Below are 25,725 nucleotides of genomic sequence, written 5' to 3' on the forward strand. Positions count from 1 at the left end.
TGCATACCTGTTAGGCTAAGGTCTAATTTTTTCAAAAAATGCAGGTATAAATATATTTGATGATTTTTATCTTGTTGAAAATTCAACAATAAAAATTAAAAGCCAAATCTTCACCAGGAACTGGTTGATCAATGTTTAAGCATGATTTAGAAATGTTCTGTAATACTTTGCTTAATTTTTTCCAGGGTGCTGCTGTTGTTTTTTTCATCATCTGGCTGTTCGGGCAGCGGTAAAGAGATGATGACTTCCAGTCCACCGTGCTCGCGATTGCGAATAATCAGCTCGCCTTGGTGAATATCGACAATCCGTTTCACAATGGCCAGACCTAAACCGCTACCTTGGACGGTACGTGCGGCATTCCCACGCACAAAAGGCTGCATTAAAGATTCAATCTGATCTTCAGGAATGCCTTCACCATGATCGGCCACACTAATGCAGATAAATTGTTCCTGCACTTTGGCAGACAGCTCAATCGGTTCAGTGCCATAACGCTTGGCATTGTTAATCAGGTTGCCAATCAAGCGTTTCAGCGACAGGCTGCGTGCCTGCAGAATTGGTAATTCTTCCGGGCTAAAGCGAATGTCCAGCGGTTTAAACTGGATCACCAGTTCCTGTAACAAGGCATTTAAATCGGTATCTTGCAGTTCTTCATCCGAGCCATCACGCATATAGGAAATGAACTGGTCCAAAATGGCGTCCATATCTTCGACATCGTAAATCAGGCCTTCTTTTAAAAAGTCTTCATCCGGCATCATTTCTGCACTCAGGCGAATCCGGGTCAGAGGCGTGCGCAGGTCATGCGAAATTCCGGCCAGCATAATCCGGCGGTCACGCTCGGTCTGTTCCAGGGTAAAAATCATCTGGTTAAAAGCCTGATTCACCTGACGGATTTCTAGCGGCCCGTGGTTGGTTTCCAGATAAGGCGCTTTGCCGGTTTGACTATAGGTGTTGGCCGCTTCCTGCAAACGGCGTAATGGCCGGTTCAGCTGACGCACTAGGGTCAGAATAATAATGGCAGACAGCAGTGGAATGCCGAGCAGCCAGCCAAACACCAGTTCCGGACTGTAGTTGGCATAGGTTTTTAATGGTTCACGGACCCAGTGGCCGTTCATTTCCGGCGTTTGAATCCAGATGCGTGGGCTGGGCTTGAACTGGAAATACACGGTTACATCATCGGCTTTGAGTTCATTGGCCAGTTTTTTCTCAATTTGTCGGGTAAAGAACTCGGCAATAACCTTGTCGCGGACATTTGGATATTCCTTGGGATCGGTAATGTATTCAATCCCGACCCGGTTTTTTAGCCAGGCATCGACATCGACTTCGGCATCATTATGGAAAATCCGTAATTCCGGATTGTTCAGAATTTCCAGTTCAACTGCCAGATAACGGGCATGTTGCTGGATTTCCGGCAGATACAGGGTGCGCCAAAAGAACCACAGGGACATAAACAGACTGAAAATCACCACAAACAACACCAGCACGGTGGTCCGCATGGCAGCCGAGCGCGGTTTGATTTTATCCAGAAAGCGTTCCCACGGCGTGCGTTTGCGTTCTGAATAGGTTTCAAAGTCGGTAAAGTCTTGTGGATCGATGGGGTCGAGTTTCACAATGAGTCCTTTTTAAAAAGGGAAAGTTCTCCCCCAAAATTGGATACGCGTTAGGTCATCCGCAACTGTTTGAGGCAGGACTCAAGTAAATTACTTATGTTTCTGCGAAATATTGGTTGAAATGACGGAATTTGCCGAGTTTTGCGGATGACAATGGTTTTGCTTACTTTTGCCGAAACAAAAGTAAGGCGAACCGCAGGTTGTATCCCATCAGTGGGGAATAGACCGTAAGACTCCGTCATAGATTCGATGAGTGAGCTTTATTCCGCACCATCTGGAACAAAGACATAACCCACACCCCACACCGTTTGAATATAACGCGCACGTGCCGGGTTTTCTTCAATCAGGCGACGTAAACGAGACACTTGCACATCAATCGAACGTTCCATTGCACCCCATTCACGGCCACGCGCCAGATTCATAAGCTTGTCGCGGGTCAGCGGTTCACGAGGATGTTGTACCAGCGCTTTTAACACTGCGAACTCGCCTGTAGTTAAAGTCACGACTTGACCTTCACGGGTCAGGGTACGGGTCGAAAGATCTAGCGCCCACGGTCCAAAGCTGACCACTTCCATCTGCTGGCTTGGTGCGCCTGGGACTTCACGTACCTGACGGCGTAATACGGCACGAATACGCGCTAACAGTTCGTTCGGGTTAAACGGTTTTGGCAGATAGTCATCGGCACCTGCTTCAAGGCCGGCAATACGGTCTGAGTCGCTGCCGCGTGCGGTCAGCATGATAATTGGCGTATCAATACTGGACTGGCGTAAACGGCGGCAAATGCTCAGGCCATCTTCAACCGGCAGCATGAAATCGAGCACGATCAGGGAAAACAGCTCGCGTTGTAACAGGCGATCCATTTGCGTAGCATCATGGGCAGTTTTGACCACGAAACCTTTATCTTCCAGAAAACGCTGTAACAGCGTACGCAAACGCACATCATCATCGACAACGAGAATGCGTTCAACGCGGTCAGTTTCGGTATGTACGGCATCTGTATTTTCAGCAGGTACAACTAAACTCATGATGTGCTCCTTTATTCTTTATTGTGGTCGTATGCAAAGCTTTCACTGACTTTGAGTATACGATTCATCTGTATGCCTTGACTATGCTCTAAAGCAACAAATATTGCAGTTAAAATCAAGACATAGATACCAAATATATACATCTATGATAGAAGATAAATCCCACAATTTGGGGAAGAAAAGGCCCTGAAATGATGAATTTACCACAAAAATGTGAAATATCTGCGAATTGGCAAGAATCGCCATCTGTAAATTTCATAAAACAATTGTGGATTTTATGGGCCTGGTCTTTATAATCATGCCATTTAGTACTTATCCTTGTGGGATCAAACACGATGACTGACTTAGTTCAGCAGTTGGCAAAAGAACTTGCCGTACGTCCAAATCAGGTAGAAGCTGCCATCAAACTCATTGATGAAGGTGCCAGTGTTCCTTTTATTGCACGTTACCGTAAAGAAGTAACGCAGGGCTTAGACGATACGCAACTTCGCCAGCTCGATACACGTTTAGCGTATTTGCGTGATTTGTTTGAACGCCGTGAAAAAGTGATTGAATCACTAAAAGAACAAAATAAATTATCTGATGATTTATTGGCACGTGTGAATGCGGCTGAAACTAAAAATGCCTTAGAAGAAATTTACGCGCCGTACCGTCCAAAACGTACCAGCAAATCTTTTAAAGCCAAAGAAGCCGGCTTGGGTCCAATCGCAGAGAAAATCTTTGCAGAAGCGATTGATCCAGTAGAAGCGCTTGCCGGCTTTAGCCATGAAGATTATCCAGACCTGGAAAGCCAGCTCGATGCCATTCAGCACATTTTAATTGATGACTGGGCGCAAAATATTGCACTCACCACAGAACTGAAAGCAACCTTCGCCAAAACCGCCGTGCTGAAAAGTCTGGTGGCCAGTGATGAGAAAAAAGAAGTTGGTAAAAAATTCCGTGATTACTTCGATTTCTCTGAAAGCCTGAACAAAGTACCATCGCACCGTTTGCTGGCCATGCTGCGCGGCCGTCAGGAAAACGTGCTGGGCTTAAAAGTTGATGGTGAAGATGAAGCGCCACTGGCACGTATTGAAACCGAATACAACTTAGATACCGTGCAGCCACAAGCGCGTCAGGACTATTTGAAGCAGACCGCAAAACTGTTCTGGCTGGGTAAAGTCCGTCCGACCATCGAGCATTCATTGCTGACAGAAAAACGTCTGGCGGCTGAAGCAGAAGCAATGCAGGTGTTTGCTGAAAATCTCCGTCATCTGCTGCTGTCTGCACCTGCTGGCGCACGTACGACGCTGGGCGTTGACCCGGGCATCCGTACCGGTGTGAAACTGGCGGTAGTGAATGAATCAGGCGATGTATTGGCGCACAGCACTATTTATCCATTTGCACCAAAAGATGATAAGGCAGGTTCATTAACGGAACTGGCGCGTCTTTGCCGTGAATTTAACGTCGATTTAATCGCGATTGGTAACGGTACCGCAAGCCGTGAAACTGAAGCGCTAGTGGCTGAAATGATGGCCGCGAATTCTGACCTGAAACTGACCCGTGTATCAGTGTCTGAAGCAGGTGCTTCGGTTTATTCAGCTTCTGAACTGGCTTCACAAGAACTTCCAGAACTGGATGTGTCGATTCGCGGTGCAGTATCCATTGCCCGTCGTTTACAAGATCCATTGGCAGAGCTGGTGAAAATTGATCCGAAATCAATTGGTGTGGGTCAGTATCAACACGATGTGAACCAGACTGGTTTGGCCAAAACCCTGGAAGCAGTGGTGGAAGACTGTGTGAACTCGGTAGGTGTGGATGTGAATACGGCATCTGCAGCAATTCTGGGTTATATCGCCGGTCTGAACAAATCTATTGCTCAGCAAATCGTGGACTTCCGTAAGGAAAATGGCCGTTTTGATAATCGTCAGGCCCTGAAAAAAGTGCCACGTTTAGGTGAGCGTACTTTTGAACAGGCGGCAGGTTTCTTGCGTATTCAAAATGGTTCTGAGCCACTTGATGCCTCTGCGGTGCACCCGGAATCGTATGCGCTGGTGTCTAAAATTGTCGAAGCCAAAGCGACCACAGTCAAAGATATTATTGGCAATACTGAAATTATCCGTCAGGTCAATGCAGAAGAATTTGTAGACGACCAGTTTGGTTTACCAACCATTCAGGACGTGCTGAGCGAACTTGAAAAGCCGGGCCGTGACCCGCGTCCGGAATTCCGTACCGCTAAATTCCGTGATGATATTACCGAAGTATCACAATTGTCTGAAGGCATGCAGCTAGAAGGTGTGGTCACCAATGTCACCAACTTCGGTGCCTTTGTGGATGTCGGTGTGCATCAGGACGGTTTAATCCATATTTCTGAACTGGCCAATGAATTCGTGTCTGATCCGCATAAAGTGGTGAAACCGGGTCAAATTGTTCAGGTGCGTGTTTTAACGGTAGATGTTGAGCGTAACCGTGTGAACCTGTCGATGCGTCCGGAAGGTGCTGCTGCAGCGAAAGCGCCACGTCAGCCACGCCGTGACCAAAATGAACAGCGTACTGAACGTAAGCCGCAGGGTAAACGTCCGCAACAGGCGCGTCCGCAGGGTGATCGTCCTCAGGGCAAAAAGCCGCAAGCGGCAAAACCACAAGACAATAAGATTGGTGGTTTAGGTGCATTGTTATTGCAAGCCGGGATTAAAGGTTCGAAGTAATCTTTAGCTCTGAAAAAACCTCCCAATTGGGTAATGCCAGTCAGTTAAGAGATTGACTGGCTTTTTCTTGGGTATTTTTGAGGTTTTCCTTTTACAATCCTTGGATAACTCCTCACTCTTCTCTCAGGTATAACATACCGATTAGATTTCTCCATTAAACTTTCCAGATGTTTGGGTAGATTACCTGCAGAAGCCAAAGAGTCGAATCTGAGTAAATTAAGAAGGGCAATAGATGCAATATGAAAACTGATCCTCAACGGGCTTACTTTGGCACGTTGAGCCATATATTTCATTTGTCTTCTTAGAACATTATAAGCAATCAAGACACCCCATAATTCTTGATAAATTAAGTCTGGCTGTTTGCTCCTTAAGTGCTTACCTTCCTGTAAATTGCTTTTAATTTCTCGGTAACACATTTCAATTTCCCAACGCTGAGCATATAACTTTGCCAAGGCTATAAGTGGGTATGTCTTTGAATCTAATAATGAAGTAATGTAACGGCGGATTTTTCCTGCCTGTTCAACTTCAATTAAACGTGCTTCCCAGTAATCTCCTAATGCTGGATTAAGTTTTTTGGCTCTTGCTGATATTGGCATCCTGATATGAAAATCATGTGGGGAATTCCGTTTAATTATGTCATAACGTAAATTATCTTTAGCTCGCATAAGCCAATGGCTTGATTCTCCACGTGTTTGCCAGCCTATTAAAAAATCAGCAGAGAAATAAGCTCGATCAAACAAAGTAATACTTTGTGCTGGAGGAGATAATTGATTTGCTAATGTGAGTTCACCTTGATCCATACTGCCTATTTGGGCATCTATGATTTCATGAGTATTGGTATTCACTAGACACGTGGCTCTAACTTGTGGGTAAGGTGCTACAGCAGTTTTACCTTTAGATGAGCCAAAATGATTAAAATTCTCCTTGGTCAGTGGCATAGACCAAACCACCCCGTCAACAGCACATACATTAAGACCTTGAAAGCTTGAATATTGTTGTTGTGATTCATCAAACCATGCTTGGCTGATTAAGGAGAATAAGGCAGCTAAGGGTTCTCGACCTAAACGTTGTCGAGCTTGGACAGCTGCACTAGGAACACAATAATCTGTTGTACCAAACACGAGTTTTAATTGTTCTACCACATAGCTGATGGGTTGATTGCGAAACAAGGCAAGCCCAAGAACAAGCCAAACCACGTGCTCAGCAGGTAATTTTCTCCTTCTGATCGATGCCTTACCTGTTTGATGCAGAGATGTTTCAATCCAATTTAAGTCAATAAGTTCACAAAAATGGCTAAGTGATGGGAGAGCATGTTCAAGAGTGGATTCTAAATGTTCAGATAAAGACATAAAAAAATGAGCGTATTTACATACACTCATTTTTACTACATTTTACTAAAATTTGCTTAACTGACTGGCATTACCCAATTGGGAGGTTTTTTTATTGCCCTATTTAATTGACCATCGGCACAATCCAGCTACATAAAATCAGCATAATACCCAAATGCCCCAGCTTGCGGGTAAAACTCACCAGTGGCGTAGGCGGCTGTTCCAGCTGTTTGGCATATTCCTGCAAACTCAGCTTATTGGCAGCTTTACTGGAAAATAAAAACACACCTAAATCAATACAGATCAGAATCGTGCCCACATCGGCAATCAATTCCATCAGCTCATAATCCTGATGATATAGCGCCATCGCCACCTGATAGCCCAGAAACAGGGCAAAGGCAAAACACCCATATTGCAGAATAAGGGAAAAGGTCCGCATAGTCTTACTTTAACTGTTCAAAATGAGGGGTTTTATAACATAAAAAGACCTGTCATTAGACAGGTCTTTAAAAAGGATTATTTTACCAGTGTTCACCCGGGAACAAACGGGCATACGCTTTTTGTACCCAGTTCAGCTTTTGTGGCTGACCCACCGAAGCCGATGAACTTGGGAACAGGTTATAACCAATCGACATCAGCTTGTTGTTAATATCCGGTGCAATCGCATAAGTAATTGAAGCCAAACGGCCTAAATGTGTGGCAATTTTCTTCGGACGTTTCACAATGGCATAGCAGATTAAATCGGCCGCCTGTCCCGGTGAAAGGGTAGGAACATATTTATACATCTTGGTCGGTGCGATCATTGGAGTGCGCACCAGCGGCATATAAATGGAGGTAATTGCAATATTGTGTGAATGTACTTCGGCCGATAGACAGCGGCTAAAAGCATCCAATGCGGCTTTAGAGGCAACATAAGCCGAGAAACGGGTCGCGTTGGCCAATACGCCAATCGAGCTGATGTTAATAATCTGGCCGCTACGACGTACCATCATTTGTGGCAGGATATTCATCACCAGACGCACGGCACCAAAATAATTCAGCTGCATGGTGCGTTCAAAATCGTGGAAACGGTCCAAAGATTCATGCACGGCACGACGGATTGAACGTCCGGCATTGTTAACCAAAATATCAATATGATCGACAGACGCTAAAATATCTTTTGAAGTCTGGTCAATGGCTTCCCAATCGTTTAAGTCACATGGGAAAATAGATGCTTTGCCGCCTTTGGCTTCAATCTCTGCTTTGACCTGCTCCAGGGTTTCCTGGGTACGTGCCACCAGCAGCACATGCGCTCCCGCCTCTGCCAGACGATAAGCGGTGTTCAGTCCGATACCACTGGATGCACCGGTAATCAGTACGGTTTTTCCATTTACTTTTTTCTTGAAAAGTTTCTCTAGTTTTGCCTTCACACTCGTATCCCTGCTTGATTAAAAGATCAGACTCAATGGTCTTTGTTATTTGAATTTTTGCGCCCAATCTCATTGGTTCGGGCTGTTATGATGGGCATTATAATAACCGAAGTTTAAAAAAAAGCTATAAAATAAGTGCTTGAAATTGAAAGTTATTTTAGAGTAATTGCTCTAATGGGGTGTTTTGGTGGATTGGTAAATTCTGCTTAAAATTTTTCGACAAAGCAAGTCCTTGTTTCTATGTTTAAAAAGCAAAAAGTCTGCCATTGCAGCGCAAAAGCAGACCGTTTGTCGTGAAATTGCAATAATTAGACGCTAGCCAGTGCCTGCTCCAGATCAGCAATCAAATCATCAATATGTTCAATGCCAATCGACAGGCGCACCATATCTTCACTTACCCCCGCCGCTTTCAGCTCTTCATCATTTAATTGTCGATGCGTTGTTGTAGCCGGGTGGCAGGCCAGACTCTTGGCATCGCCAATATTGACTAAACGGGTAAACAGTTGCAGCGCATCAATAAAGCGGGTGCCGCCTTCACGGCCATCTTGCACACCAAAGGATAGAATCGCAGACGGTTTGCCTTTAACATATTTTTGCGCCAGCGCATGTTGTGGATGATCTTTTAAGCCGGCGTAATTGACCCATTTCACTTTAGGGTGCTGCTGCAAATAATCCGCCACTTTTTGGGCATTTTCGGTATGACGTTCCATGCGCAGGCTTAAGGTTTCCAGTCCTTGTAGAATCAGGAAAACATTATGTGGGCTAATCGCTGCACCAGTATTGCGTAGCGGCACCACGCGGGCGCGGGCAATAAAGGCCGCTTCGCCCAAGGCTTCGACATAATTCACCCCGTGATAGCTTGGGTCAGGGGTATTTAGAGATTTAAAACGTTCAGGATATTTGCCCCACGGGAATTTACCGCTATCGACAATAATTCCACCAATCGAAGTGCCATGACCGCCAATATATTTGGTCAGCGAATGCACCACAATATCGGCACCAAAATCAAAGGATTTTTGCAGCACCGGTGTGGCCACCGTGTTATCCACCACCACCGGAATGCCATATTCATGCGCAATTTGGGAGATGGCTTCTAAATCAATAATATTGCCGAGCGGATTACCAATGGATTCCACAAAAACCAGTTTGGTTTTGTCATCAATTAGTTCGCGTAAGGCTTCCGGGTTCTGATAATCAAAGAAACGGACTTCGACGCCCTGTTTGGGCAACGTATGTGCGAACAGGTTGTAGGTACCGCCATACAGGGTTGAAACCGATGCAATATTATCGCCGGCTTCGGCCAGAGTCTGAATGGTATAGGTAATTGCCGCCATCCCCGATGCGAGTGCCAGCGCACCAATCCCGCCTTCGAGCGCTGCCACGCGTTGTTCCAGCACTGCCGTGGTCGGGTTCATGATACGGGTATAAATATTGCCTTGTACTTTTAAATCGAACAGATCGGCACCGTGCTGGGTATTGTCAAAGGCATAAGAGGTGGTCTGGTAAATGGGTACTGCCACAGCTTTGGTGGTCGGTTCAGGGGTGTAGCCAGCATGAATGGCCAAAGTTTCAGCTTTATACGTCATTTTTCGTTCATCTTTCGTGAGTTATATTTTGATCAAGTGTAGCAGGTCTATTTATGAAATAAAGAGGGAAATATCTGCAATAATTATCTTTAAATTTCATAAAGACGCCCTCATTTTAAAATTTCAACGGCGGATAAGGCTGCAATGTATGCCTGAATTTTGGGCACTTTAAAGAGTTGTAACAAAGCGTGGAAGATGAGGCCGATCCCTTATCTTTTTCTGGCTTTCAGGTATAATAGCCGATTATTTTTTCGCTCATTTGAGTAGGGGTGGCGGTTTTGCCCCCGAAATTGGTTTTTCTATTGAGGAGTCCTACGTGGCCCAATATATTTATACGATGAACCGAGTGTCGAAGATGGTTCCGCCGAAGCGCGAAATCTTAAAAGACATCTCTTTATCATTTTTCCCAGGCGCAAAAATTGGTGTGCTTGGTCTAAACGGTGCAGGTAAATCGACCTTGCTTCGTATTATGGCGGGCGTAGATAAAGATTTCTCTGGTGAAGCACGTGCACAGCCAGGAATTAAAATCGGCTACCTTGAGCAAGAACCACCGCTCGATCCAACCAAAGACGTTCGTGGTAACGTAGAAGATGGCGTACGTGAAGCGCTTGATGCATTGGCGCGTCTGGACGAAGTATTCGCTGAATATGCAGCTGAAGATGCAGACTTTGATGCGCTTGCAAAAGAGCAGGAAAAGCTGGAAGCCATTATTCAGACTTGGGATGCGCACAACCTGAATAACCAGCTGGAGCAAGCCGCAGCGGCATTAAACCTGCCAGCATGGGATGCAGATGTGACTAAGCTTTCAGGTGGTGAGCGCCGTCGTGTGGCACTGTGCCGTTTGCTATTGTCTAAACCAGACATGCTGCTGCTGGACGAACCGACGAACCATTTAGATGCTTCATCTGTAGCCTGGTTAGAACGTTTCTTAAAAGACTTCCCGGGCACCATCGTGGCGATTACGCACGACCGTTACTTCCTTGATAACGTTGCCGAGTGGATTCTGGAGCTTGACCGCGGACATGGTATTCCATATCAAGGCAACTATTCGTCTTGGTTAGAGCAAAAGAACGCGCGTTTAGAGCAAGAGCAGAAGCAGGAAGAATCTTTTGCGAAGGCATTGAAAAAAGAACTTGAATGGGTTCGTTCAAATGCTAAAGGTCAGCAAAAGAAAAACAAAGCGCGTATGGAGCGTTTTGAAGAGCTGAACTCACGCGAATTCCAGCAGCGTAACGAAACTTCTGAAATCTACATTCCACCTGGTCCACGTTTGGGTAACAAGGTGGTTGAGGTTGAAGGCATCAGCAAGTCATTTGGTGATCGTACCCTGTATAAAGATTTAACCTTCACTGTACCACCTGCAGCAATTGTCGGTATTGTGGGTGAGAACGGTGCAGGTAAAACCACACTGTTTCGTATGATGACTGGTGAAGAGCAGCCAGATACCGGTACGGTAACACTGGGTGAATCGGTTAAAGTCGCTTACGTGGGTCAGATTCGTGACACGCTAGATGACAACAAAACCGTGTGGGAAGAAGTGTCTGGCGGTTTAGACATCTTACGTATTGGTGAATACGAAATTGCGTCACGTGCTTATATTGGTCGCTTTAACTTTAAAGGCCAAGATCAGCAAAAACGTGTTGGTCAATTGTCAGGTGGTGAGCGTAACCGTTTACAACTGGCAAAAATCCTGCAAATGGGCGCTAACGTCATCCTGCTCGATGAACCGTCAAACGACCTGGACATCGAAACTTTACGTGCGCTTGAAGATGCAATTCTGGTCTTCCCGGGTACCGTGATGGTGATCTCGCATGACCGTTGGTTCCTGGACCGTATTGCAACGCACATCTTGTCATTCGAAGGTGAAACCCCTGAATTCTTCACTGGTAACTATGCGGAGTTCGAAGAATACCGTCGTAAACGTGATGGTGATGACCTGATTACCAAGCGTCAGAAATATCGCAAAATTGGTGGTTAATCCCATCTAAATAAAAAACCAGCCTTCTGATCTGACCCCAAAAAGTTGGACGGTTTGATTAAGCAGCTTTTAAGGACTGAGTTCTGTATTCTACAGGACTCAGTCCTTTTAATTTAACCTTGATTCGTTCATGGTTGTAATAATGAATATATTCTTTCACGGTCTGTTCCAACTCTTCAACTGAATTAAATTCCTCACCATAGAAACATTCTGATTTAAGTATTCCAAAGAAGCTTTCCATTGAAGCGTTGTCCAGACAGTTACCTTTACGCGACATACTTTGAATAAGCCCGTGCTGTTGAAGCTGTTGCTGATAAAATCTCATTTGATATTGCCAGCCCTGATCTGAATGAATAATTGGCTTATCATTCGAGCTGAGCTTGGCGATAGCATCTTTCAACATATCTTTAACTAAACCAAACAGTGGTCTACGTTGGAGCTGAAACGCAATGATTTCACCATTAAACAAATCCATGATGGGTGACAGATAAAGTTTTTCACCGCGTACATTAAATTCAGTTACATCTGTTACCCACTTCTGATTGGGCTTGTCTGCCTTGAATTGACGCTGCAACACATTCTTAGCAATTTTACCAATTTGCCCTTTATAAGAGCGATACTTTACAGCTCTAATACATGATCTGAGCTGCATGGACTGCATCAAGCGTTGAACACACTTATGGTTAATGGTAAACCCCAAATTCTTCAAGGCAAGTGTAATCCTGCGATACCCGTATCGTCCCTTATGTTTATGATATATCGCCTTAATTTGCTGTTTAAGGTCACTATATTTATCTTCACGCTTTGATTGCTGCTCATGATAAAAGTAAGTGCTTCGAGCCATTCCCGATGTACGTAACAAGTGCCTTAATTGATAGCTTTGCCTTAATTCAGATATGAATCTTGCAGCCGTTGCTGTTCGGCTTTTTCCTGTTCTTTGCGCTTCTGAATCAAGGCTCTCCGCTTTTTTAGATAAGCGACCTCTGCCCGTAGATACGCCAATTCCTCAAGTAACTGTTCTTGAGTTTTATTTCGATCTTCTTGTGAGGTTTTAATTCTAGGTCGCTGTGGCTTTGGCATCTGTTTGGGTCGTCCTTTGGGCTTAGATTTTAAGCCATCTATACCGTGTGCCTGATATTTGCGCAACCATGTAGAAAGAGTTCCAACTTCTTTTAATTTAAAAAATCTTAAAGCATCGATAAGTGACAAGCCATCATTCAATATTTTAAGAACAACTTTAAGTTTGAACTCTGTAGAGTAGGTTATGCGATGAGATTGAGGTTTCAAGCCGTCTTCGCCAAGAGTCTGGTATATAGCAACCCATTGTCGAATAGTAGCTCTGTCTAATTTATATTTATTAGCTGTTTTTCTAAACCCATCATCATTTTTATTTGATAAATAATTTTGAACAACTTCAAGTTTAAACTGTTGAGAATATTTAGCCATAGAAAAGCACCCTTCAAATTGGACTAAGAGTGTCCAACTTTCGGGGTGCAGATCACTTCGGGCTGGTTTTTTTATGTAGTTTGAACAAAACTAAGAGCGCATTCTCGCTCTTTTAAGGGCGAGTTAGCTCTTTTTTAATGACATGGACTTTTTAGCATTTTTTTCTGACGTTGGTGTTCTTTGTTCTTCAATGTATTTTTTCACTACATCCAAACTTGCGCCACCACAGGATACAGCGCAGTAACTAGGCGACCAAAAGTGATTGCCCCATAGTTTTTCCTTAACTTCATCCCAAAATGAACGCCTTAAAACATAAGAACTTTTCCCTTTCAGTTTTCCAACTAGGTTGGAAACTGAGTGCTTTGGATGAACACTTACAAGCAGGTGGATGTGATCATCTTCACCATTAAACTCAATAAGCTCACAATCCATTTGCAAACAGGTTTCTTCCATAATCTCTTTTAGGGAGGAAAGCATGTCTTTTGTTAATACATCTCTTCTGTATTTCGTAACAAATACTAAGTGAACAATGTTTTTATAAATGCATGATCTACCTGTTCTCCACTCGTACATCTTATCCTCATACTAGATTTACTTTAACCTTATTTTAAGCTAAAATAACCTCAACACCTAGAGGTTTTTCAATTGCTAACAGGCATCCAATTAAGAGCATACCCAACACAACATCAAAAGCTGATTTTAAGTCAGTGGATGGGTTGTGCTCGTTTCGTTTGGAATGCCAAATGCGATGAGGATAAATACTTTCGAGGATTTGCCCGTAAGTTTGCAACTTTTGATCACTATTATGAAACCCAAGATCAAAAATACGCTCACTTTAAATCAGATGAGATTAGTTCATGGCTTGCAAACTGCCCTAGTACAATACAAAAGAACTCAACCGTTAATTGGTACAACACACTCAAAAAATCTATTAAAGGTTTATGTGGGCGACCAAAACGTAAAAAGAAGACAGATAAAGGTTCGATTCATTTAACCTCTGATTTATTCGAGTTTCGCACGGAAAGAAATAAGCGCAAGCTATATATCGGTGGTAAAAAATTTAATATAGGCTCATTAAGTTTTAAGGCTCATGCTAACTTCAAAGAACCGAAATCCCTTTATATTCGCAAAGAGCGTGGTCAATATTTCGTTTCTTTCTGCTATGAAGATGGTGTTGAGATTCAAGAGTTTGACGGTAAGAAATTCGATGCTAAAAAATACGCCAAAAGACAGTTAGATCATTTGCAGGGCATGGACGAAGAACAACTACAAAAAATAGTGGTGGGTATAGATCGTGGTGTCACAATCCCTGTTCATGCAGGCTATGAAGAATTCGATTTCTCTAAAGAACAAAAGAATCATTTAACAAAAGCAGATCGCTACATTAAGCGACTGCAAAGAAAACTCGCTCGACAAGTAAAAGGCTCAAACCGAAGAGCTAAGACTAAACATCGAATTGCGGTGCATCACTCTAAGAAAGCCAATATTCGCAAGGACTTTGCTCATAAGACAAGTCATAGCCTAGTTAATGGTTTAGCTAAGGTATTTATCTTTGAAAAATTAAATACCAAGAGCATGACTAAAAAGCCTTTACCAAAGATCGATGAATCAGGTCGATTTATTCCTAATAAGGCTAAAGCTAAAGCAGGGTTAAACAAATCTATTCTGAACGTGGGTTGGCATAGAATTGCATCATTCCTAGCTTACAAAGCAGTTAAGCTAGGTAAAGCGGTATTTACCATCAATGCTTCTTATACAAGTCAAGAGTGCGCTTTATGCGGTCACACTCACCCCGACAATCGCAAAAGCCAAGACAAGTTTAAATGCGTGAGTTGTGGACACATTGACAATGCAGATCACAATGCATCAGTTGTTATTAAGAACAGGGCGATTAATTTAATTTTAGACAGTGGAACGCTGTTGGATGACAATCATTTGTCATCTAGTGGGCGCAGAGGTGTTCGTAAGACGACTAAGGGTGTTAAAGCCCTTTTTCGCAGTACCAATGAAGCGTCAAAAGAGATGTGTGCAACTTAGGTTGCACTACGGAAACTCGGTTGCTTTAGCTCCGAGTAGTTCATTCAATGAGAAAAATCAGATTTCCCACTCATGGTTGCATTCGCGGCATTTCCATTTCTTCTGGTTTTGCATAAAAGCCTGCATTGAAATTTTAAAATCTGGCAAATCACGATAGAACATGAAGCCGGCAATTAAACAGATCACAAAGACAATTACGGTTGCTGTTTGCAGGGTGGTGCCCGCACCATCCCCAAAAATCCACATGGCAATACTAATCAGCACCAGCAGCAATAAAATAAAAATAGCTGGAATCAGAAATACCAGGCTTTTTGGCACCACCGGACGTGGAGCTGCTTGGCCTGCTTGCGCAACAGGCATGATTTTCGGGCTTTGACACTTCGGGCAACGGTATTGCATTACAACTCCAAAATTCTAATCTGTGGTTTATTTTAATCGGAATACATCAGAAAGCAAAAAAGCACAGCAAAATAAAACAACAGGCAATAAAAAACCCAAGTCATAATGCTTGGGTTTTTTATCAGATCACTTTAAAAGTGAGCTTAAATATGGCGTCCCTACGGGGATTCGAACCCCGGTTACCGCCGTGAAAGGGCGATGTCCTAGGCCTCTAGACGATAGGGACTTATTGAGGCAACACAATTATGAAACCATGGTGGAGCCAAGCGGGATCGAACCGCTGACCTCTACAATGCCATTGTAGCGCTCTACCAACTGAGCTATGGCCCCAGTCTGTGTGAGCGCTATATTATGAAGATAATGCTCACACGTCAACAAAAAACTGCATTAACTTGCATCAACTGCATCATTTTTCGGCAATTTTAAGCTTTCATTGAGTTTTTCCCAAGCTTTTAGCTCTTTTTTGCTTGGTCCGCCCACAATTTCCAGCGCATGGCGCAGGCGGGCAAAAGTTAAATCCGGACCAATAGTGACCATGGTCTGCATCACTGGCGTAGAGGCAGTTGAACCGGCAATGGCAATAAAGAATGCCGGCATAAAGTCGCGCAGTTTAATTTCCATTTGTGCGGCTAGGTCCATTAAGGTCTGGCTCACGGTGTCATTGTTCCAGGTGAACAGACTTTCCAGACGCCAGATGGCAAACTGCAAGCTTTGACGAACCTGTTCTTCAGACAGTTTTTTATTTTCAAACTGTTCTTTTGAAAGTGTCGGGAAATGGTTGAAGTAGTGCGCAGACCAGTTCACGGCTTCAGATAATAAGTTGATACGTGGCTGAATCGCGGCAGCAATTTCTTCCAGTTTGGCACGATCAGCTTTCCAGGCTAACAAGGTATCCAGCAGTTCAGCCGGAGAAAGGGCTTTAATCCACTGACCGTTGAGCCAGTTCAGTTTTTCCACATCAAAGATTGGACCGCCCAAAGACACACGGTTGATGTCAAAGTGTTCAATCATTTCCGCCAGGGTGAATTTTTCACGCTCGTCTGGCATTGACCAGCCCATGCGGCCCAGATAGTTCAGCAAGGCTTCTGGCAGTACGCCAATGTCTTTATAGTAGTTGATTGAAGTCGGGTTCTTGCGTTTTGACAGTTTGGATTTGTCCGGGTTACGCAGCAGCGGCATGTGGCACAGTACTGGCATATCCCAGCCAAAGTATTGATACAGCAACTGATGTTTTGGTGCTGATGGGATCCATTCTTCACCACGAATGACGTGGGTGATTTGCATTAAATGGTCATCGACCACGTTGGCTAAATGATAGGTTGGCAGGCCATCAGTTTTCAGCAGAATCTGCATGTCGACTTGCGCCCAAGGAATTTCCACTTCACCGCGCAGCATGTCGTTAAATTTGCAGATGCCTTCGGTTGGAATTTTCATGCGGATTACATGTGGTTCGCCTGCCGCCAGACGACGCTGAACTTCTTCGGCAGAAAGCTGTAAACCGCGACCGTCATAACGTGGAGATTCGCCACGTGCTTGCTGTTCAGCACGCATCTGGTCCAGTTCTTCTGCAGTTGCGAAGCAGTAGAAGGCATGACCTTTTTCAACCAGTTCCAGCGCATACTGTTTATAGATGTCCATACGCTCCGATTGACGGTATGGCGCATGTGGGCCACCCACGTCTGGACCTTCTGACCAGTTCAGGCCTAACCAGCGCAAAGAATCAAGAATCATTTGTTCAGATTCAGGGGTCGAGCGCAGCTGGTCGGTATCTTCAATACGCAAAATAAACTCGCCGCCATGCTGTTTGGCAAAGCACAGGTTAAACAAGGCAATATATGCAGTGCCTACATGCGGAAAACCGGTAGGAGAAGGAGCAATACGGGTACGAACAGTCATAATCAGTAATGAGTCAGAATGTAAATTGGAATCTATTATAACGAAAAAGCCTGATCACTTAATGCTTTATTCTGCATTCGATGATCAGGCTGCAACAGCACGCGGCTTGAGGGGGAGTCAGTCGCGCGCAGGTTCAGTTCAATCCGGTCAATTAAGACTGGTTCGAGCTGAAGAAGGATTGTACAAAACGGCTAAAACGCTGGTTTTGTGAAGCAAAGAAATTCTGGGTTGGCGCTGCTTTAATTGACGTCATCATTTTCAGGTCATTATCGGCTTGCAGCTTGTCTGTTTTGGTGGTGCCTAACTGTTCTTTTTGCTGCAACAGGGCTTTTTCAATGAGGGAAGGTTTTGCTGGCGTCATTTTCACCGCAGTATGGGTATTTTTAACCACTGCCGTATGGCTGGTTTGCGCCATCAGGCCCAATCCTAAACTTAAACACAGTACATAGACTGACTGTTTCATCCTGATACTCCCCCAAACTGGTTTTGGATTTAATTTTTTTACGTTGTGGCTACTATATAACCACAGATAAAATGTAAAAAGTAAGAACTGCATCACACTTTTTACAAAAATATAAAAAATGTCAGGCTGCTGGTTACTTCTATTCACATTTCGCTGTTGAGTACATGTTTTAGCAAATAACTGTGAAGAGAAAGTGAAGATCAGCAACAAAACTTATCTTATATCATATTTTTTTATATATAGTTATGCAAGTTTCGCATTTTACTGATATGTAACTGGGTATTTAGGTGAATGGATCAAGCGCGGGCTATCTCATCTTAATCTTGCTTTAAATCAGGACATCTCGTTAAGCGTTTGAAAGCCGGGTTTATTCATATTTTTGAATATCTATTCCATAAAAAGCTATAACCTGATTTTGGCCCATCGGTTATGCTGCTTTTTAAAAGAAAAACAAATGATTAAAAGAAAAAATTGCCCATCTTAAAACGAAAGTAAAAATTTTTCTGAATTGCGATTTATGATTTTATTTCATATAGTTAGCATTAATGTAGATAACCTATTTGTGCTGTCATGAAATCTCAAATTAAAGCTTTATTTTCAGCGGCTTTGCTGGCAACCGGCCTTGCGGCAACGGTCAATTCTGCCCAGGCAGCGGATCGTCAATTTCTGAACGTGTCTTATGATGCGACACGCGAATTCTATGATGAATTTAATGCCTCATTTGGTGATTACTGGAAAAAACGCACCGGTTTAAGCGTGAATTTCAAGCAGTCCCATGGCGGTTCAGGCAAACAGGCGCGTTCAGTGGTCGATGGCCTGAAAGGTGATGTGGTGACTCTGGCACTGGCCAACGATATTGAAGAAATCGTCAGATCGGGCCAGATCCAGCCGGGCTGGCAAAAAGAGTTCCCGCATAACTCGGCACCATATACCTCAACTATCGTATTTATGGTGCGTAAGGGCAATCCAAAGCACATCAAAGACTGGACCGATTTAACCAAACCGGGTGTACAGATTATTACCCCAAACCCGAAAACCGGTGGTCTGCCACGTTGGGTATACCTGTCTGCATGGGGCTATGCATTGAAACAGCCGGGCGGCAATGAAGCCAAAGCCAAAGATTTTGTCAGCAAGATGTATCACAACGTTAAAGTGATGGACTCTGCAGCACGTGCCTCAATGACCACTTTCGCAGAACGCGGCATTGGCGATGTACTGCTGACCTGGGAAAACGAAGCGCTGGTGACCCTGAAAACACTGGGTAAAGACAAGTTTGATATTGTTTATCCATCGATGTCGATTTTAACCGAGCCTTCAGTGGCAATTGTTGACCGTACCGTAGAGCGCAATGGCAACAAGTGGCTGGCAACCGGTTATATCAACTATTTATATTCACCGCTGGGACAGGAAATGGCAGCCAAACATTTCTATCGTCCACGCAATGAAAAGGTACTGGCCAAGTATGCGCATCAGTTCCCGAAATTGAAAACCTTCACCATTGATGAAGTATTTGGTGGCTGGGCCAAAGCACAGCAAACCCACTTTGCGAACGGCGCCATCTTCGACCAGATTTATAGCAGCAAGCGTTAATCATCTGCGGACTGGTTAAAAAATAAATTCAAAAAGCCTCCTTGTTGATCTGACCCCAAAAAGTTGGACGGTTTGATTAAGCAGCTTTTAAGGACTGAGTTCTGTATTCTACAGGACTCAGTCCTTTTAATTTAACCTTGATTCGTTCATGGTTGTAATAATGAATATATTCTTTCACGGTCTGTTCCAACTCTTCAACTGAATTAAATTCCTCACCATAGAAACATTCTGATTTAAGTATTCCAAAGAAGCTTTCCATTGAAGCGTTGTCCAGACAGTTACCTTTACGCGACATACTTTGAATAAGCCCGTGCTGTTGAAGCTGTTGCTGATAAAATCTCATTTGATATTGCCAGCCCTGATCTGAATGAATAATTGGCTTATCATTCGAGCTGAGCTTGGCGATAGCATCTTTCAACATATCTTTAACTAAACCAAACAGTGGTCTACGTTGGAGCTGAAACGCAATGATTTCACCATTAAACAAATCCATGATGGGTGACAGATAAAGTTTTTCACCGCGTACATTAAATTCAGTTACATCTGTTACCCACTTCTGATTGGGCTTGTCTGCCTTGAATTGACGCTGCAACACATTCTTAGCAATTTTACCAATTTGCCCTTTATAAGAGCGATACTTTACAGCTCTAATACATGATCTGAGCTGCATGGACTGCATCAAGCGTTGAACACACTTATGGTTAATGGTAAACCCCAAATTCTTCAAGGCAAGTGTAATCCTGCGATACCCGTATCGTCCCTTATGTTTATGATATATCGCCTTAATTTGCTGTTTAAGGTCACTATATTTATCTTCACGCTTTGATTGCTGCTCATGATAAAAGTAAGTGCTTCGAGCCATTCCCGATGTACGTAACAAGTGCCTTAATTGATAGCTTTGCCTTAATTCAGATATGAATCTTGCAGCCGTTGCTGTTCGGCTTTTTCCTGTTCTTTGCGCTTCTGAATCAAGGCTCTCCGCTTTTTTAGATAAGCGACCTCTGCCCGTAGATACGCCAATTCCTCAAGTAACTGTTCTTGAGTTTTATTTCGATCTTCTTGTGAGGTTTTAATTCTAGGTCGCTGTGGCTTTGGCATCTGTTTGGGTCGTCCTTTGGGCTTAGATTTTAAGCCATCTATACCGTGTGCCTGATATTTGCGCAACCATGTAGAAAGAGTTCCAACTTCTTTTAATTTAAAAAATCTTAAAGCATCGATAAGTGACAAGCCATCATTCAATATTTTAAGAACAACTTTAAGTTTGAACTCTGTAGAGTAGGTTATGCGATGAGATTGAGGTTTCAAGCCGTCTTCGCCAAGAGTCTGGTATATAGCAACCCATTGTCGAATAGTAGCTCTGTCTAATTTATATTTATTAGCTGTTTTTCTAAACCCATCATCATTTTTATTTGATAAATAATTTTGAACAACTTCAAGTTTAAACTGTTGAGAATATTTAGCCATAGAAAAGCACCCTTCAAATTGGACTAAGAGTGTCCAACTTTCGGGGTGCAGATCACTTGTGAGGCTTTTTGAATATTTGGCAAAATCACAAAACGGTTTTCTCTATGAAAAGTAATATTTCTGTACAAAAAGTCGTTTGGAGCTTTGTCAAAACAAGGTAATAATGTGCAGTTAAATTTTGGCTGTATTGATTGAATCCCTATGTCGCATATTTCTGTATTACTCCACGAAACTGTTGATGCCTTGCTGGCAGAACGCAATACAGGAATTTATGTCGATGGCACCTTTGGCCGCGGCGGGCATACCCGTTTATTGCTGTCCAAATTAGATGAACATGCGCGTGTATATGCCTTTGATAAAGACCCACAGGCCTTAGCGGTTGCAGCAGAACTGGAACAGCAAGATCCGCGGTTTAAAATTATTCATGCCAGCTTTGCCGATTTAAAGCAGGAACTGGCCGCACGTGGTATTGAACAGGTTGATGGGGTGATGGCTGACCTGGGCGTATCGTCTCCGCAGCTGGATCAGGCTGAACGCGGTTTTAGCTTTATGCAGGATGGCCCGCTGGATATGCGTATGGACAACTCGCAAGGTGAAACCGCGGCAGAGTGGCTGCTGCAGATTGAAGAAGAAGCACTGGCCAATATTATTTTTAAATATGGCGAAGAACGTTATAGCCGCCGTATAGCTAAAGCCATTAAAAACGCCGGTTTGATTGAAACCACCGGCCAGCTGGCCGAAATTGTAAAAACTGCCCATCCAAAATGGGAAAAGCATAAACATCCGGCAACGCGAACATTTCAGGCCATTCGTATTGCTATTAATAAAGAATTAGAAGATATTGATATTTTCTTGCCTCAGGCCGTGGAAGTGCTGAAGCCTGAAGGCCGTCTGGCGGTCATTAGCTTCCACTCTTTAGAGGACCGTTTGATTAAACAGTTTATTCAAAAAGAATCAAGCTTGGCAGAAGATACCGGTTGGGGGCTGCCGCAAGTACAACAAGATACCCGCCGTTTAAAAAAGATTGCTCGTATCCGTGCGAGTGAAGAGGAAGTCAAAGCCAATCCGCGTTCACGCAGTGCGTGGCTGCGTGTGGCTGAAAAGTTAGCTTGAACAGGCGAAGAATGAAAACCAAAGCAGTTGAAAACAATACAGAACAGTCACGACTGAAAAAAATGGTCGTCTATTTGATTTTGTTGGCCCTGGTGTTTATCAGTGCGCTCATGGTGGTCTTTCAGGTGTTTGAATATCGACATGATTATCGTCAGCTCAGTTCTTTTATGCGTGAGCGCGATGATCTCAATGCCGAGTGGGGCCGTCTGCTGATTGAACAGCAGACCTTTGGTGCCACCGCCCAGATCGGGACACGTGCCGTAACCCAGTTACGCATGTATTCACCACCCACCGCACAAACTGTGGTGATTTCATTGCCGACGACTTCAGAACAGAAACAATAGGGCTGGCTGTACATGGTAAATTCGCGTAAGAAGCAAACAGGTAAAAAACAGCAGTCTGTTACCCAAAAAAGCAGTTTAAATGTCGATATGTGGCGCTTCTACCTGATGTGGGGAACGGTGCTGCTGGTCTTTGTGGCGCTGGTCTGCCGGGCCTTTTATGTGCAGATTATCAATCATGATTTTCTGCAGAATAAGGCCAATGCCAATATTCTAAGAACTGAAAAACTCAAAGCCATGCGCGGCGTGATTTACGACCGGCATGGCGTGCCTTTGGCGATTAGTACCCCCATCATGAAAGTGGTGATTGATCCGCGTGATTATTTTGAGGCCAAAGAGCTGTATGACGACACCATGGCCGAGCTGGCCAAAGACCCGAATAACCGCAAACTCAAGCGTCAACTGCCCAATAAAAACCTGAATCTGGATGAACTGGCCGATGCGGTGGGCATGGACCGTCAGGAATTGCATCAGAAAATGCATGAGCGTCCGCGTTCGCGTTATCTGGTGCTGCAAAAAGAAGTACCGCCACAGCAGGCGGAGCTGATCCTGAAGCGCAACTTCCAGGGTGTCTATACCGAGAAAAACTATAAGCGTTATTATCCGCAGCCACAGCCGAATGCCCAGATTATTGGCCTGACCAATAGTGAAGGCACCGGGATTGAAGGTCTGGAAATGCAGCTGAACAGCCGTCTGGCTGGGGTCGATGGCGAACAGCAAATTATCCGTGATAAACGTGGTAACCGGGTTAAAGATCCGGAAGTGATTAAAGAAGTCGAGCACGGTGAAAATATCACTTTAAGTATCGACTCGCGCCTGCAATACATCATGTATCGTGAACTGACCGCTGCCGGCGTGGCCAATAATGCCCGTTCTGCCACAGCCATTGCAGTCGATGTGAAAACCGGTGAAATTCTAGCCATGACCAGCTGGCCATCGTATAACCCGAATGACAAAAAGGGCCTGGAGAACAAAGATGCCATGCGTAACCGCGGGGCAGTCGATTCCTTTGAGCCGGGCTCGACCATGAAGCCATTTACCGTGGCCATGGCGCTGGAAAGTGGTAAATATTCGGCCAATACTGTGGTCAATTTAGGGGGTGGTTCGATGCGTGTTGGTAACCATACCATCCGTGATACCCGCAATTATGGCAATTTGACCCTGGCTGGCATTATCCAGAAATCGTCTAACGTCGGCGTGGCGAAAATTGCCCTGTCTTTGCCCTATCCAACCTTGCCCACCTTCTATAAACGCTTGGGCTTTGGCCAGCGTTCGGCTGTGAAATTCCCGGGTGAAAGTGCCGGTCTGATTCTGCCGCCGAGTAAGTGGAATGTCTCTGAAGTCGCAACCATGTCCTATGGTTATGGCCTGAATGCAACCGTGCTGCAGCTGGTCGATGCCTATGCCATGATTGCCAATCAGGGCAAAAAACTGCCGCTGAGTCTGTATAAGTTGGAAGGCGAAGTGCAGGGCGAGCAGATTCTTGACCCGAAAATTGCCGAGCAGGTTCTGCTGATGATGGAAGCGGTGACTTTACCGGGCGGTACGGCGCGTCAGGCCAATATTCCGGGTTATCGTGTTGCCGGTAAAACCGGTACCGCACATAAATTGCGTGCCGACCGCAAAGGCTATTCGCAAAATGAATACCGCGCCCTGTTTGCCGGAATTGCACCGGTCAGTGACCCGCGTCTGGCCATGTTTGTGGTGGTAGAAAACCCGACCGGTCAATACTATGGCGGTCTGGTCGCTGCGCCAGTGTTTGCACGGGTGATGCAGGAATCCTTACGTTTAATGAATGTACCTTTAGATAAACCTTTAGATACAGCACAAATCCAGTAAATAGGTGATGAATGTCCATTACATTTCAAGATCTTTACACCGTTGAGCATGTTGCTGGATGGAGGTCACAACCCTTTGCAGGCTTCAGCTTAGACAGCCGCAAAGTTACAGCAGGGCAAATTTTTATTGCCCTGACCAGTTTTTCGCAGCCTGAAAAAACCGTCCAGTTTGCCGAAGCAGCGTTGGCACGTGGCGCGTTGGCCATTATTGCAGAAACCGATTTGGGTCTGCCGAATCAGCTGATCGTACCGGAGGTACGTCACTTAATGGGGCAGTGGCAAAAACAGTATCTGCATGCCACGCAGCCGCTGCAGGCTGCACGTATTCTGGCGGTTACCGGTACCAATGGCAAAACCACCATCGCCCGTCTGATGGCAGAACTGCTGATGTTACAGCGCAAACCGTGTGCGGTGATGGGCACCACCGGCAATGGCATTTTGCCGAATCTGGAAGCCTCTTCGCATACCACGCTAGATGCCTTACAGCTCCAGCAGGCCCTGCACAGCTATGCCCAGCAAGGCGCTGAATTTGCGGCAATTGAAGCCAGTTCACACGGACTGGAACAGGGTCGTTTAAATGGCTGTAGCATTGAAATTGCCGTGTACAGCAACTTAAGCCGTGACCATCTGGATTATCATGGTACGCTGGAGGCCTATGCTGAAGCCAAAGCCGCACTGTTCCGTTTTGCCAGCTTAAAAGTGGCGGTCATTAACCTGGATGATGCCTTTGCTGAAGTTATGCTGACCGCCGCGCGTCAGAATCCGGCACAACCAAAAATCCTGACTTATTCCACCACGCAAGCGGCGGATTATCAGGTGCAGAATATCGAATACAGTCTGGCTGGTGCGCAGTTTGAACTGATCAGCGCCCAGCAGCGTTATCGTGTACACAGTCCGTTACTGGGCCATTTTAATGTGGAAAATCTGGTGGCCAGTCTGATTGCCGTTGAGCAGGCCGGATTTGACTTGTCGGATTTAATTGCCAGCGCGCCACAGCTGCAAGGTGCACCGGGACGGATGCAGGTGATTCGTGATGGCGAACGTCTGTTTGTGGTCGATTATGCGCATACACCAGATGCCTTGAAACAGGTGTTAATTACCCTGAAACGGCATGTATCGCAGCAGCTCTGGGCTGTCTTTGGCTGTGGCGGCGATCGTGACCGCGGCAAACGTCCGTTAATGACCCAAGCCGCGCTAGAGCAGGCCGATATCGCCTTGCTCACTTCGGACAATCCACGGACTGAATCGCCTGACCAGATTTTTGCTGACATGCAGCAGGGCATTGATTTTAGCGGCCACAGCTATCATGAAATCCGTGATCGTCGTGAAGCGATCAAGTTTGCGGTGAAGCAGGCCCAGCCGGGCGATATCGTGGTGATTGCCGGTAAAGGTCACGAAAATTATCAGGAAATTGATGGGGTGCGACACTGGTTCGATGATGTCGTTGAAGTTCAGGCTGCAATTGATGCCCAGCATCATGCTACCAGCTCTGCCTATCCCGCCTAATCAGGAATTTTT

General features: G+C 44.8%; 19 protein-coding genes, 2 tRNA genes and 1 pseudogene. 8 read left to right on the forward strand and 14 right to left on the reverse strand.

The window, feature by feature from the left end; translation table 11 throughout:
- Window positions 1-146: 146 nt before the first annotated feature.
- Both P253_RS09525 and ompR read right to left on the reverse strand, forming a co-directional pair.
- Complete coding sequence (locus P253_RS09525) at window positions 147-1,607, reverse strand: ATP-binding protein (RefSeq protein ID WP_005180564.1); 1,461 nt, start codon at window positions 1,605-1,607, stop codon at window positions 147-149.
- A 260-nt stretch (window positions 1,608-1,867) separates the two neighbouring features.
- A complete protein-coding gene (gene ompR, locus P253_RS09530) occupies window positions 1,868-2,632 on the reverse strand; it encodes an osmolarity response regulator transcription factor OmpR (protein ID WP_005180561.1) in 765 nt (254 codons plus the stop codon).
- Between the two features lie 335 nt (window positions 2,633-2,967).
- Here ompR and P253_RS09535 point away from each other — a divergent pair, with 335 nt between their 5' ends.
- Window positions 2,968-5,319, forward strand: a complete 2,352-nt coding sequence (locus P253_RS09535) for a Tex family protein (RefSeq protein ID WP_016658429.1) — start codon at window positions 2,968-2,970, stop codon at window positions 5,317-5,319.
- Between the two features lie 44 nt (window positions 5,320-5,363).
- Here the strand turns inward: P253_RS09535 and P253_RS09540 are convergent, their stop codons facing one another.
- The 4 genes from P253_RS09540 to P253_RS09555 all read right to left on the reverse strand — a co-directional run bounded on the left by P253_RS09540 (window position 5,364) and on the right by P253_RS09555 (window position 9,642).
- Window positions 5,364-6,668, reverse strand: a complete 1,305-nt coding sequence (locus P253_RS09540; protein ID WP_016658430.1) for an IS4 family transposase — start codon at window positions 6,666-6,668, stop codon at window positions 5,364-5,366.
- A 103-nt stretch (window positions 6,669-6,771) separates the two neighbouring features.
- The gene (locus tag P253_RS09545; protein WP_005180556.1) at window positions 6,772-7,086 is read right to left on the reverse strand and encodes a hypothetical protein; all 315 of its coding nucleotides are present in this window, start codon (window positions 7,084-7,086) and stop codon (window positions 6,772-6,774) included.
- An 82-nt stretch (window positions 7,087-7,168) separates the two neighbouring features.
- The gene (locus P253_RS09550) at window positions 7,169-8,056 is read right to left on the reverse strand and encodes an SDR family NAD(P)-dependent oxidoreductase (protein WP_016658431.1); all 888 of its coding nucleotides are present in this window, start codon (window positions 8,054-8,056) and stop codon (window positions 7,169-7,171) included.
- A gap of 308 nt (window positions 8,057-8,364) precedes the next feature.
- On the reverse strand, window positions 8,365-9,642 hold the full coding sequence (locus P253_RS09555; protein WP_016658432.1) for an O-acetylhomoserine aminocarboxypropyltransferase/cysteine synthase family protein: 1,278 nt from the start codon (window positions 9,640-9,642) through the stop codon (window positions 8,365-8,367).
- A gap of 316 nt (window positions 9,643-9,958) precedes the next feature.
- Here P253_RS09555 and ettA point away from each other — a divergent pair, with 316 nt between their 5' ends.
- Window positions 9,959-11,620, forward strand: coding sequence for an energy-dependent translational throttle protein EttA (gene ettA / locus P253_RS09560; protein WP_005180550.1), 1,662 nt, complete (start codon window positions 9,959-9,961; stop codon window positions 11,618-11,620).
- Window positions 11,621-11,678: 58 nt separating this feature from the next.
- Here ettA and P253_RS15495 read toward each other — a convergent pair.
- Together P253_RS15495 and tnpA are read right to left on the reverse strand one after the other, a co-directional pair.
- Window positions 11,679-13,066, reverse strand: a protein-coding gene (locus P253_RS15495; protein ID WP_370670888.1) for an IS3 family transposase whose coding sequence is annotated in 2 segments (ribosomal slippage) — window positions 11,679-12,569 and window positions 12,572-13,066 — 1,386 coding nt in all. Because the reading frame shifts where the segments join, the coding sequence is not laid out codon by codon here.
- 123 nt (window positions 13,067-13,189) lie between these two features.
- A complete protein-coding gene (gene tnpA / locus P253_RS09575) occupies window positions 13,190-13,639 on the reverse strand; it encodes an IS200/IS605 family transposase (RefSeq protein ID WP_023274418.1) in 450 nt (149 codons plus the stop codon).
- Window positions 13,640-13,711: 72 nt separating this feature from the next.
- Between tnpA and P253_RS09580 the strand changes: the two genes are divergently transcribed.
- Window positions 13,712-15,103: an RNA-guided endonuclease InsQ/TnpB family protein gene (locus P253_RS09580; RefSeq protein ID WP_016658436.1), complete on the forward strand. Its 1,392-nt coding sequence runs from the start codon at window positions 13,712-13,714 to the stop codon at window positions 15,101-15,103.
- Between the two features lie 57 nt (window positions 15,104-15,160).
- Here P253_RS09580 and P253_RS09585 read toward each other — a convergent pair whose 3' ends face one another.
- The 5 genes from P253_RS09585 to P253_RS09605 form a co-directional block, all read right to left on the reverse strand.
- Window positions 15,161-15,502 (reverse strand): hypothetical protein, encoded by a 342-nt coding sequence (locus P253_RS09585; RefSeq protein ID WP_005180548.1) that lies wholly within the window; start codon window positions 15,500-15,502, stop codon window positions 15,161-15,163.
- Between the two features lie 150 nt (window positions 15,503-15,652).
- Window positions 15,653-15,728: transfer RNA gene (locus P253_RS09590), tRNA-Glu, on the reverse strand.
- 28 nt (window positions 15,729-15,756) lie between these two features.
- A tRNA-Ala gene (locus P253_RS09595) sits at window positions 15,757-15,832 on the reverse strand.
- A 57-nt stretch (window positions 15,833-15,889) separates the two neighbouring features.
- The gene (gene gltX / locus P253_RS09600; RefSeq protein ID WP_016658437.1) at window positions 15,890-17,398 is read right to left on the reverse strand and encodes a glutamate--tRNA ligase; all 1,509 of its coding nucleotides are present in this window, start codon (window positions 17,396-17,398) and stop codon (window positions 15,890-15,892) included.
- Between the two features lie 151 nt (window positions 17,399-17,549).
- A complete protein-coding gene (locus P253_RS09605; protein ID WP_005180544.1) occupies window positions 17,550-17,861 on the reverse strand; it encodes a hypothetical protein in 312 nt (103 codons plus the stop codon).
- 570 nt (window positions 17,862-18,431) lie between these two features.
- Here P253_RS09605 and P253_RS09610 point away from each other — a divergent pair.
- Window positions 18,432-19,451 (forward strand): sulfate ABC transporter substrate-binding protein, encoded by a 1,020-nt coding sequence (locus tag P253_RS09610; protein WP_005180543.1) that lies wholly within the window; start codon window positions 18,432-18,434, stop codon window positions 19,449-19,451.
- Between the two features lie 76 nt (window positions 19,452-19,527).
- Here the strand turns inward: P253_RS09610 and P253_RS15500 are convergent.
- A protein-coding gene (locus P253_RS15500; protein ID WP_370670888.1) for an IS3 family transposase occupies window positions 19,528-20,915 on the reverse strand; the annotation gives its coding sequence in 2 pieces (ribosomal slippage) (window positions 19,528-20,418 and window positions 20,421-20,915; 1,386 coding nt in all).
- A 201-nt stretch (window positions 20,916-21,116) separates the two neighbouring features.
- On the opposite strand from P253_RS15500, the gene rsmH reads away from it, so the two are divergent.
- The 4 genes and pseudogenes from rsmH (at window position 21,117) to P253_RS09640 (ending at window position 25,713) form a co-directional block, all read left to right on the forward strand.
- The gene (gene rsmH, locus P253_RS09625; RefSeq protein ID WP_005180541.1) at window positions 21,117-22,028 is read left to right on the forward strand and encodes a 16S rRNA (cytosine(1402)-N(4))-methyltransferase RsmH; all 912 of its coding nucleotides are present in this window, start codon (window positions 21,117-21,119) and stop codon (window positions 22,026-22,028) included.
- An 11-nt stretch (window positions 22,029-22,039) separates the two neighbouring features.
- On the forward strand, window positions 22,040-22,372 hold the full coding sequence (ftsL, locus tag P253_RS09630; protein ID WP_005180539.1) for a cell division protein FtsL: 333 nt from the start codon (window positions 22,040-22,042) through the stop codon (window positions 22,370-22,372).
- Between the two features lie 12 nt (window positions 22,373-22,384).
- Window positions 22,385-24,216, forward strand: a pseudogene (ftsI, locus tag P253_RS09635) (penicillin-binding protein PBP3).
- A 3-nt stretch (window positions 24,217-24,219) separates the two neighbouring features.
- Window positions 24,220-25,713: a UDP-N-acetylmuramoyl-L-alanyl-D-glutamate--2,6-diaminopimelate ligase gene (locus P253_RS09640; RefSeq protein ID WP_016658439.1), complete on the forward strand. Its 1,494-nt coding sequence runs from the start codon at window positions 24,220-24,222 to the stop codon at window positions 25,711-25,713.
- The last annotated feature ends 12 nt before the right edge of the window (window positions 25,714-25,725 follow it).

This window comes from Acinetobacter indicus CIP 110367 (assembly GCF_000488255.1).
GTDB lineage: Bacteria > Pseudomonadota > Gammaproteobacteria > Pseudomonadales > Moraxellaceae > Acinetobacter > Acinetobacter indicus.